7 protein-coding genes and 1 pseudogene are annotated in these 11,600 nt (G+C 46.2%); 5 read left to right on the top strand and 3 right to left on the bottom strand.

Annotated elements, in window-relative coordinates; all coding sequences use genetic code 11:
- Window positions 1–563, top strand: a 563-nt coding sequence (locus B7C60_RS19395) for an NAD(P)/FAD-dependent oxidoreductase (protein ID WP_245869460.1), incomplete at its 5' end; no start/stop codon positions are given.
- Between the two features lie 115 nt (window positions 564–678).
- Here the strand turns inward: B7C60_RS19395 and B7C60_RS13740 are convergent.
- A complete protein-coding gene (locus B7C60_RS13740; protein ID WP_099612157.1) occupies window positions 679–2,364 on the bottom strand; it encodes a (2,3-dihydroxybenzoyl)adenylate synthase in 1,686 nt (561 codons plus the stop codon).
- An 8-nt stretch (window positions 2,365–2,372) separates the two neighbouring features.
- Window positions 2,373–3,557, bottom strand: coding sequence for an isochorismate synthase (locus B7C60_RS13745; RefSeq protein WP_099612641.1), 1,185 nt, complete (start codon window positions 3,555–3,557; stop codon window positions 2,373–2,375).
- Between the two features lie 254 nt (window positions 3,558–3,811).
- Between B7C60_RS13745 and B7C60_RS13750 the strand changes: the two genes are divergently transcribed.
- Window positions 3,812–4,597 (top strand): 2,3-dihydro-2,3-dihydroxybenzoate dehydrogenase, encoded by a 786-nt coding sequence (locus B7C60_RS13750; protein WP_099612158.1) that lies wholly within the window; start codon window positions 3,812–3,814, stop codon window positions 4,595–4,597.
- Between the two features lie 173 nt (window positions 4,598–4,770).
- Here B7C60_RS13750 and B7C60_RS13760 read toward each other — a convergent pair whose 3' ends face one another.
- On the bottom strand, window positions 4,771–5,841 hold the full coding sequence (locus B7C60_RS13760; protein WP_170887027.1) for a 3-deoxy-7-phosphoheptulonate synthase: 1,071 nt from the start codon (window positions 5,839–5,841) through the stop codon (window positions 4,771–4,773).
- Window positions 5,842–6,050: 209 nt separating this feature from the next.
- Here B7C60_RS13760 and B7C60_RS13765 point away from each other — a divergent pair, with 209 nt between their 5' ends.
- From B7C60_RS13765 to B7C60_RS19400, 3 genes and pseudogenes are all read left to right on the top strand, one after another.
- Window positions 6,051–10,514, top strand: coding sequence for an amino acid adenylation domain-containing protein (locus tag B7C60_RS13765; RefSeq protein ID WP_245869462.1), 4,464 nt, complete (start codon window positions 6,051–6,053; stop codon window positions 10,512–10,514).
- Window positions 10,515–10,629: 115 nt separating this feature from the next.
- Complete coding sequence (locus tag B7C60_RS13770) at window positions 10,630–11,403, top strand: cytosolic protein (protein WP_099612160.1); 774 nt, start codon at window positions 10,630–10,632, stop codon at window positions 11,401–11,403.
- Between the two features lie 80 nt (window positions 11,404–11,483).
- Window positions 11,484–11,600: pseudogene (locus tag B7C60_RS19400) on the top strand (cytosolic protein); the annotation flags it as partial.

Here is an 11,600-nt window from a genome sequence, read left to right on the forward strand (position 1 = left end):
TGGTGACACAGGCTGAAAAAGATGGTTTAACCACGAAAGACGGTGAAAAAATTACCGCGACGATTATGGTGTGGGCGGCAGGAATTAAAGCGCCTGATTTTATGAAAGATATTGCGGGCCTAGAAACGAACCGAATTAATCAGTTAGTGGTTAAAGAGACACTACAAACCACGCGAGACGATGATATTTTTGTGATCGGCGACTTAGCGCAATGCACCCAAGCTGATGGTTCTTTTGTCCCACCAAGAGCACAAGCTGCGCACCAGATGGCCAGTTTAGCCTTCAAAAATATCGTTGCTAAACTCAATGGTCGTGAACTGAAACCTTACCTTTATAAAGATCATGGTTCGCTCGTTTCATTAAGCCGTTTTTCTACCGTTGGAAGCTTGATGGGGAATTTAACCAAAGGTTCAATGATGGTTGAAGGCCGTATTGCACGCGTTGTATACATTTCACTTTATCGCATGCACCAAATGGCTTTACATGGTGTGATAAAAACGGGACTGATGATGTTGGTGGGAAGGATTAACCGAGTACTGAGACCGAATCTCAAACTTCATTAATCTGCCAGAGTGGCTACAACTCAGTGGGTCGCATAATCCAAACAAGTTTGAGTGATCGGCTTCAACTAGGCTAAACAGCAAGCGCAGGGTTTTCTGCGCTTGCTTATTGTATTTCTCACGTGATCTCTGCTCTTACGATGGTTTTGATGCCATTTCCCCCTGTTCGTTGATGCTGTTTCGGTGAAGTTTGGCTATAAAGTGCTCGTAAACTTTTCTTGTCCACCTTACCTACCGACGTTTTGGGCAGGGTATCAATAAACTGTATTTGATCGGGGATTTTGAAATCGGCCACGCCGAGATCACGTAAAAAGCGTTTTAGTTCCAGTGCTTTTATTGTGTGCTCTGAGCGTGTTACCACCACTGCGCAGCTGCGCTCGCCAAGATAATCGTCAGGTACGGCGATCAGAGCAACATCGTGTATGGCAGGATGACGTAACAGATAGTTTTCTACTTCTTCTGCGGCTATTTTTTCACCCCCGCGGTTAATCTGATCTTTCTCTCGTCCCGTGACAATGATGTGACCTTCAGCGGTACGCTTCACCAGATCGCCAGTACGATAAAAACCATCAGCAGTAAATGAGTGCTCATTATGTGCAGGGGCACGGTAGTAACCACGAATGGTATATGGTCCTTGAGTAAGTAGAAAACCTTCTTCACCGATTGCTACATCGTTTCCTTCGTCATCGACCACTCGAACTTGATCATGGGGTGACATAGGCCGGCCTTGAGTACTGGCAATGATTGGTTCGCTATCTTCAAATCGAGTGTAGTTGACTAGCCCTTCCGCCATACCAAACACTTGCTGTAAGCGGCAATGAAGCTTTTTCGGTAATGCTCGTGCGGCAGTTTCACTGAATTTAGCGCCGCCAACTAACAGTAACTCAAGGCTAGAAATGTCCTGTGTGGCTTTTTCTGCATAGTCCATCCATAGTAGAGCCAAAGGGGGCACTAAGGCAGAGACGGTGACACGATGGCGCTCAATCATTTCAAATGCACTTTGTGGTGCGGGATCTTGGGTGAGAATCACACAGCCTCCAGACCAAAACACCCCTAATGCTCCCGGTGAGCTGAGCGGAAAGTTGTGCGCAACGGGCAGAACACACAGAAACCGCGTCGTGTGATCAAAATGGCAGATCTGAACGCTACCAGTAACACTGTAAGCATAGTCATTATGGGTACGTGGGATCAGCTTGGGAGTCCCTGTGGTTCCTCCTGAGAGTTGGAAAAAGGCCACGTCATTGGCGTGAGCATACTGTTCTTGTATTGGTGGTTGAAAGCATTCGTTCAAAGAAATAAAGCGGGGGTCGCAGGCCTTACCTCGGACAATGATGTGTTTAACACTTGGGCATTGTTGGAGGATCTCTGCGGCTAACGCTTGATAATCGAAGGTCGTCGCTTGGCCATCAATAAAATAGGCCTTAACATCGGCATGTTGGCAGAAATAGCGTATTTCCATCTGACGATGGGCTGGCAGTGCGAGTATTGGGCGAACCCCAATTTGTAGTAGTGCAAAAAAACACTGATAAAATTCAGCGATGTTGGTCATTTGCAACACCACATTATCGCCACGTTGTAAGCCAATCCGATGAAATCCCGCGGCTAACTGTGCAGCACTATCGACAAGTTCTCGGTAAGTGATGGTACGTTGTTCGCAAATAATCGCGTCATATTCAGCGTATTTTTGTTTACTTTCCCGTAAATAATCCAGCAGGGTTTTATCTTGCCAATAGCCAAGGGCTCGGTATTGATCGGCTAATGCTTGTGGCCATGGTGTGTAGTCAAGTTCTGGTGGTTTTTTCATCGGACTTCCTAGGCGGTCAGTTGTTCATTGAGTTGAATGCCTGCGGCAGACAAAATCGTGCTCATCTTGGCTCCCGTTTCATCTAATTCGCGCTGTGGTTCTGATTCATTAACAATGCCAGCTCCGGCGTATACCTTCATCTGTCTTTTTTGCACTTCTGCGCACCGGATAGTCACCACCCATTCTCCATTGCCACGCGAGTCACACCAGCCAACCATGCCAGTGAAGTAGCCTCGATCAAATGGTTCAATCGCACGAATGGCTTCATAAGCATGAGCGCGAGGATAGCCGCACACTGCTGGGGTAGGGTGAAGCTGGGAGGCAATACTAAGCACGTTGAGGTTGGTGTCGATGGTTTGACCCTCTAGCAAGGTAGAAAGATGTAACATGGTCTGTGTTTCGATAACCGATGGTGTCATCGGGGTATAGAGATTGTGGCAATACTGGCTCAAAATACGTTCCACTTCCTCTACCACTACGCTGTGCTCATAGAGATCTTTTTGTGTGTTGAGTAACGATAAACGTGCCGCTTCATTATGCGCTTCATTTGAAGTGCGCGGGCGTGATCCAGCAAGGGGATTGGAGGTCACAGAGTTGCCTTTTTTGGCGATCAACAATTCAGGGCTGGCTCCCATTAATTTGATACCGGGAGTAATATCTGCGGCGAAGGTATAGCCTTTCGTGTTGATGGATAAGAGGTTGCGAAGTAGGTTTGGTAGATGAATATCTGCATCCGTTTCAACTTCTATGGCTCTTGATAACACGGCTTTAGCCAGCTCTGTGTTCGCAAATAGATTGAGCAGATCGGTGACCCCTTGGCGGTAATGTTGACCGGAAGGCGAGGAAATCACTTTTGCGTTTGACGGCAGATTATTTATTCTATTAGTAGAACACCGGGTACTGCTCGATACCCATAGTTGTTTGGGAATAACAAAGCGTGTTGGGTACTGTTCATGAAATGGCACGATCCCAAACAGGACGGGGTTATCCGCTTCATGACGCTTTGCCGCTTGTAACATGGTATACGCTTGCTCCGCTAATTGAGCAAAACGGATCGGTTGGTGAATGTCCTGTTCGATGCCTAGGCCCATCATGGTATGGGTCGGAGAAGCAAAGAAAAATGGGGCTGATTCGAGTTGTTCGCTCAGCACTTCATTTTCCATTTTTGTATAGCCAATGACTTGACGTTGCATTTGGAACCCTTCTTTTCCTTTCTGATGATATCGGCAGCCTGATGTTCCTGTTTCATGACGTTGAAGCCGCGCCAATTGCCAATGCATCAGGAACTCGATATAGTTATATTGCCATAAATGATAAGTATTATCATTGCTATTTAATAATAAGTATCATTATTATTTTGAGGTTAAGATCTCATTTTGTTGGTAAAAAATGGATTGTTAAATCAATCATTAATGGTGAGAGACAAATTCTATAAAGGGTTATAAAAATGGATGTATCGTTAAACAATCAAACCGTATTGGTTACTGGAGCGGCAAGAGGAATTGGCTTGAGTGTGGTCGAGCAATTGCTCAAGCAGAACGCTAAGGTGGTAGCAACGGATGTGCGAATGCAAACCTTACTAAGTAATACGGAATTATTACGCGTAAGTTACGGGCAACAACTGCAATGTGCAGAATTAGATGTGGCTCAAATTGATAGGGTTGCCGATATGATGGCCGACCTTCAGCAGCAATATGGCCCTATCGATCATCTGGTAAGCTGTGCTGGAATTTTACATTTAGGTGCGATTCACGAGATGCCATTTGAGCAGATACATGAGACATTCATGGTCAATACATTCGGTATTCTCAATCTAATGCAGGCGTTAAGTCATTCAATGAAAGAGGCAAAGCGTGGCTCGATGGTGATTGTTGGCTCCAACGCTGCCAATACCCCACGTCCTAATATGGGCGCTTATGGTGCTTCGAAATCAGCATTGCATATGCTGGTGAAATGCATTGGAATTGAGCTGGCCTCTTATGGCGTGCGGTGTAATATTGTTAGCCCGGGCTCAACGCGTACCGATATGCAGATGCAATTATGGACCGAGAGCTATGGTGAAGCGCAGGCTATTTCTGGCGATGCCGTCACTTATCGCCTTGGTATTCCGCTGCAAAAAATAGCCGAACCTGTTGATATTGCACGCACCATCTTGTTTTTACTCTCGGATGCCGCCAATCACATCACCATGCATGATTTGCGAGTGGATGGTGGTGCGACATTAGATAACTAACACCAATACCACTTGAAGCGTCGGTGATATTCGCATCAGTACTCTGGCAATATTGATTGGCCCCAATCGCATCGTCTATCTATCATATTGTCTATCTATGCGCATGGGGTTTCAATGACTGGCTTACTACCTGCTATACCAAGTTGTTTGGGATGGATAGATACTCATTGAGATTAAGCAACCGTCGAGTAGCGCTGGCTCTTTACGTCATTCATTGCCTGAGCGAGAGTCTCTAACAAGGATAAGGTGTTTTCCCAGCTTAGGCATTCGTCAGTGATTGATAGGCCCGGTATCAGGGGATTTTTTCCTAATGTCTGATGACCTTGTTTGAGAAAACTTTCACACATTACTCCTGCGATACAGGTTTCTCCTGCCCGCAACTGTGTGGCGATATCGTTAGCAACTACTTGTTGATTGTGCGCTTTTTTCAGACTATTTCCGTGGCTGCAATCAATAATAAGGCGTGGATTAAGTGCATTCTCTTCCAGTTGTTTGGCAACGGAAATTACCGCATGGCTATGATAGTTCGGGACTTTCCCACCACGCAGGATCAGGTGTCCGTGTGGGTTACCATGAGACATGACTAAGTTTGGTACACCTTGAGTTCCGGGGATTGCCATCACATGTTCTGTTTGCGCGGAATAAATGGCATCAATCGCAATAGTGACGTTGCCGTCGGTACCATTCTTAAATCCAACTGGACACGGAAGTGCTGATGCCATTTGACGATGAATTTGAGATTCGGTGGTGCGGGCTCCAATGGCTCCCCAGCAGATCAGATCGCACAAATAGGGATAGAGATGGGTATCGAGAAATTCGGTAGCGGTTGCTAATTCAAGGCTGATCACCTCACGTAGAAAAGTTCGCGCCATCGTAAGGCCTTTAACCATGTTGTGTGTGCCATTTAAATCAGGGTCAACAATGAAACCTTTCCAGCCAGTACGGGTACGTGGCTTTTCAAAATAGGTCCGCATCACAATCAACAGTTGGTCGGCATACTGGGCTTGCACCGCTGCAAGTTTATGAGCGTATTCTAAACCTTGCTGAGGATCGTGGATAGAGCAAGGGCCGACAATCACTAACAGCCTTGGATCTTGACCTTCTAGAATAGCGGCAATCTGGTGACGTTGTCGTTTGATAAACGCTCTTTGCTTCTCGTTCGTTGGGATATCGCTAAGTAGTGCTTCCACAAAGGGCAATTGGCCGATGGTAGTAGAGCGTATGACATTGTCGAAAATTGGCATGAATATTCCTCAACCTGACTCTGTATCCTGGAGGGATGGTGGTTTATAGGTGTGTAAATGATAATTATTATCAAAAATTGATTGGGTGATTATCAGCACTGCTTGATTTTGTTGTCAAGCATTTAATGCAAATGATAACCATTGTCATTTTTGTGTTTTGTCTGTAACAATAATAGCCAGTCAATAAAATACAACTGAGGCGTAGAAAAATGACCATGCATGACATGACAACGTTACAGGCAGCCTATTGGATTGGTCGGCAACCTACTAGCTCATTAACTGGTGATGCCGCTCATCTTTATATTGAATTTGAAGGTCGTGAAATCGACACTGTTCGTTTAACACAGGCGGTACACACCGTGTTTTGCCAACATGAGATGTTAAGGCTTACGGTTTCTGAACAGGGCCAGTGGCGAGTTAGCGATCTGTCTGATTGGCATCAATTGTTTTTAATCGATTGGCGAGAAAAAAATGCGGCCGAATGTGAAAGAGATGGCGCTGCACTACGTAAGCAAAAAATGCATCAGAAACTCGCGCTTAATCAAGGACAAGGGGCCGAATTTACCTTAACACTTCTGCCTGACAACGGTTTTCGTTTGCATGTGGATATCGACATGATTGCTGCAGATGCGCCCAGTTTTCGTATTATTATTGAAGATTTAGTTCGTGCGTATCATGGATCATCCCCGCAAGAGAAGCCCCCCTCATTTTCAGGCTATCTGACTCAGTCTGTGACGGATGATCAGCAAGCACTCATTGCCCGTGATCGACGATATTGGCAAGGAATATTAGATGACATTGCGCCCGCGCCTCAGCTACCTGAGCACAAAGCGGCTGGCTCTCAGCCATTTCTGCATACCGAGCGGTTAGCCGCACAGTTAGATGCCTCGCAACGGGAAAAATTAACCGCGTTGGCAACTCACCACCATATCAGTTTAACGGATCTATCATTAAGCCTGTTTAACCTAGTGTTGGCCAATGCACTGAATCAGCCTTCATTGCGTATCAATGTGCCGCTTTTTGTACGCCCCCAAGCGTTTAGTCATACCGTTGGTGATTTTGCCAACCTAACATTATTCAGTGCCCATTGTTCGTCAACAGCGTCGATTTTGACACACTGTCAACAAACGCAGCATCAACTCATCGCCTGTCTTGAACATCGACATTATAGTGGTGTGAACGTGATGCGCGACCTTTCTCGTCGGCAAGGTTGTCTACAAACTTCACCGGTGGTGTTTACTTCGGGTTGGAATCTCGATGGTGATCTGTATTCCGCTCAAGTGCATGACACCTTAGGTGACATGATATGGGCTAGCTCTCAGGGGGCGCATGTTTTGCTTGATGCGCAAATTGTACCCTACAACAGTGGTGTGCTGATTAATTGGGATGTTCGCGTTGATAGCGTTCCGTTAGCGTTTTATCGTGCTCTGTTCGAGCGTTATGTTGACTTGCTAAGCGATATTGCAGAGCATCCAGAGACGCTGTTACAACCTTATGCCGCTAAGCCAACCATCTCTCCTGCCAAAGAAAAACGTCATAGTGAGCAACCACTGACTCGATTACAACAGGCTTATTTAGTTGGCCGTAGTGAACACTTAGCATTAGGCGGGGTCGCTATGCAGGATTTTAGAGTTTATCGTGGTGAGGTCGATCTTGCACTGCTGCAAACCCGTCTGGCTTCGATGGTGCAGACCCTTCCAGTGCTTCGAACACGTATCGATGAGAGTGCTTTAACTCAGTGGGTGAGTGACGAGGCGTTGGTGAATTTAACCCACTGTGATTGGCGAGATCTAAGCCGAACACAGGCTCGACAGAAGGCGGATCAACTGATCGAACAGGTGTCGCATTATCGACATGATTTATCCTTATCACCGTGGAAAGTCTGGGTTGTGTCACTACCAAAAGAGGCGGAGGATGTTGAGGATTGTACCGCTTTTAGCCATATGGTGTTGACGAGTTTTGATGCACTGATTTCGGATGGACACTCCATTTCTTATATACTTGCTCGTATGTTCGAGGTCACACCTCAACCTCTCATCATGCCTAGCGTTTTGATGGTGGGAAATCCCAGTGATGAGCAACGCGGTATTGCTCAAGATTACTGGCAAAAGAAACTCTCTCATGTCACAGAGCCTATGGCATTACCTTGGCGTCAGCCCCTTAATACCATTTATCAGCCCAGCTATGCGAGAGAAACGATCACCCTAAGTCGAGAAGAGGCGCGGGCTCTGTTTAAACTGGCCGCTGAGGCTCGGCTGTTTCCAAATAGCTTATTGACCACACTGGTGATGCAGACGGTCGCGGTTTGGTGCCCGCAGAGCGCATTGTGTATCGGTTTGCCCGTTTCGCCATTTCAAACCGGTCAATTGAGTAACCAATCTAGCTTTTTAGTGCTTAACTACTCTCTTGAATCACAAGATTTCCAACATCAAGCGCTGGGCGTGCAGCGAGATATTGCTGAAGGGATGGCGCATCTTGCATTCTCTGGCGTTGACCTTAACCGTTTGTTGTTGAGCCAACTGCCATCCCAGACGATTCCTCTGCCTATTGTGGTCACCAATGGGCTGGGGTGGGAAACGTTACCTAAACATCATTCTATCCAAGAATATGACGGCTTAACGCAAACACCACAGATAGCGATCGATTTTCGTTTCACTTACGATGCACAGAAAAATCTGCACATGAGTGCCGATTATGTCACACAGGCGCTGGGAGTGGAGCAAGTTCGGGCTTGGCTTGAAAGCTGGAAACGTGCAGCTCTGGGGATGATCGCTCGCCAGAGCTTACAGTGGTATAGCCGTGAAGCGCTGGATTTAAGCCACTATCGTTTCAATGATACGCCGCCGACGGCTGCGCCGTTTCCTTTTCTTGTGACGTTAGCTGAACGCTTGTTTGGGCAGCCACAAGATCGTACCGCGCTGATTTGTAAAGAGCGGTGTTGGAGTTATCGACAGCTCGGACAACAGGTGTCGGGCATCATCGCTCAGTTACACGCCAGAGGGATGACATCCGGTGATGTTGTAGCGATTTGTTTGCCACGTAGTGCAGAACACGTGATGGTTACATTAAGTTGCGCATTAGCAGGCCTCGTTTGGGTACCGATTGATGCCGCGAGCCCACCGGAGCGTAAAGCTTATCTATTGGCTCACTGCCAACCTTCTTTGGTGGTGACGATAGTTAAAACACTCGAATTTAAGGGGCGGAATCATAGCGTCACACTGAATGAACTGATGCAACCGGCGCAACAAAGAGCAAACTTGCTAGATGAACAGACCTTGAGTAGACGCAGTGATAGTGAGGAGCCTGCCTATTATCTCTACACCTCGGGTACGACAGGTCAGCCTAAATGTGTGGTGCTCACCAATAAAGCGACATCCAATGTGTTGTATCAAACGCTGGCTAAATGGCAGGTGAATGAGAGTGATGTATTAATGTCAGTGACACCGTTTCATCATGATATGTCTGTTTTTGATGTGCTGGGTTCATTATGCGCCGGAGCATCGCTGGTCATTCCTCCGCCTCAAGCAGAAAAAGATGCTTTGCAATGGAATGAGTTAGTCGATCGTCACCGGGTCACGCTCTGGTGCTCGGTTCCTGCTATTTTGGAAATGTTATTGGCGTGTCAGTCTGAGTCTCAAGGGAAATCGCTGCGCTTGATAGCGCAGGGCGGTGATTACATCAAACCGCAGACCATTAAAACACTGCGTGAACGCTTACCCTTAGCGCGACTATTCTCACTGGGTGGGCCGACCGAAACCACGATTTGGAGCATTTGGCATGAACTGGTTGATGATGATATCAATCTGATTCCCTATGGTGAGCCGCTACCCGGGAATCAGTACTACCTCATTAATCAAGCACATCAACATTGCCCTCAGGGCGTGATCGGTCGAATGGTGATTTGCGGTGTTAACTTATCGCTTGGTTATCTAATGGATGGCGAGCTTGCTCAGCATGATTTTATAGAGATAACGACCCCCGAAGGAGAGCGGGTTCGAGCCTTTAAAACCGGGGATTTGGGTTACTATCGAGACGATGGTTGCCTTATTTTTTCAGGAAGAGTCAATGGGTATGTCAAAGTAAGAGGAATACGAATTTCACTGCCAGATGTGGAAAAAGTGTTGCTCAATGCCACCAAAGTTCGCGATTTAGCGGTCATTGATTATGTGGATTCATTCACGGGGGATACGGAGTTAGCACTGTTTTATGTCAGTGAGAGAGAGCCTTTCAGTGTCACTCAGTGGCGAGAAATGATTCATCACTGTTTGCCTGCATCCCATATGCCACAGCGTTTTATTGCGCTTGAGCATTTTCCCTTGTCGGCAAATGGGAAAAAAGACAAACGAGCTTTACTTGCCCAGTTGACATCAATAAAGGATCAACACTTGGAAGAGGTTGTAGAAGAAGAACGGTATCAGAGGAGCCGGGACGCACGCTTAGCCAGTAAAACGCAACCGTGGCAAGTGATCCTGGGTGTTTATCAGCAGGTGTTGGGGGAGCGGGCAACGACATTAACCGAACATTCTGCATTTATTCAAGCAGGGCTGCGGCCTTCACATATCAAAAGCATTGCGACACAACTCAGTCAGATGTTTAACAAGCCCGTCGATGCTCGCTTACTACTCACCTGTAAAAATGTAGAGCAAGTGTCAAAATTACTTGAGAGTAGTTAAACCGGGCATACTCGGTGTACGAGTTAGCAGGGCGTCAGTATTTTGATTTCAAATATCATCTTGAGCGTTTTTTTGGTAAAGTGCGCGGCGGGTGTTGCTGAGTTGGGAAAGTGAAATGAAGTTACTGTACTGGTTGAATGAATGGGGCTCTCTTTCTCAACCAGAGCAGCAAGACCGCCTACCAGTATCTGGACATAGCCTTATTGACGATGTGTTTGTTCGGTATGAGTTGGTGGATGTTACTAAGCCATTATTATTTACTTTCTCCCCTTCTGGTACCAATGTGCAGGAGCAAGACCTACACCCGCATTTTGCCCCTTGGGGTTATCATTTCGCTCAACAACAAAACATCAATATTATTGCCTTTCAACATCTTGGGGTAACCAATTGGTTTCGTAGCCCGGCTTTGATCGCTTTTCTTGAGCCGTTATCGACGTTGTTATCTCCTTTCCAATGCCGTTTGGGTTATGGCTGGAGCCGAGGCGGTTTTGCTATTAGCGCATTTGCTCGCTTGCTTCAACTTGATCATGTTCTGCTATTTTTCCCCGTCAGTACTAAAAATAAAAAACGAGTGCCGTGGGATACTCGTTCGAGTACCGATATTGCTCAACAGTTTGATTGGGAAGGGAGCTATCATGATAAGGATCTTGGTCATGCTCAAGGTTATATTGTTTATGATCCCACCGATGATATCGATAGGCTGCATGCCAAACGTTACCCAGAGTTGATCCATTTTCAGGTGGTTGGAATGGGGCATGGCCTATATTCCCACGATTTTAATCAGTTAGATTTTTATAACCAAATGGCAGAACAATTTATCCATCATCAAAAGATAGATATTGCTTACTTTCAAGAGCAAGCCAAACAGTGGTTTTTAAAAGAGGATTGATAGCGCTCCGTTTGGGGAGACGACACACCAAAAACGAGATTTTTAATACAATTGCTTAATGCAATTTAGATGGAGGATAAATGAAGTTACTGTATTGGCTGGATGAATGGTTGTCTCTTTCCAAAGACGATCAACAGGCCAAGTTACCGATGTCTGGTGAGGATTTACTTGACGATATTTTCGTTAAATATCAATTT

This window comes from Vibrio fujianensis, assembly GCF_002749895.1.
GTDB lineage: Bacteria > Pseudomonadota > Gammaproteobacteria > Enterobacterales > Vibrionaceae > Vibrio > Vibrio fujianensis.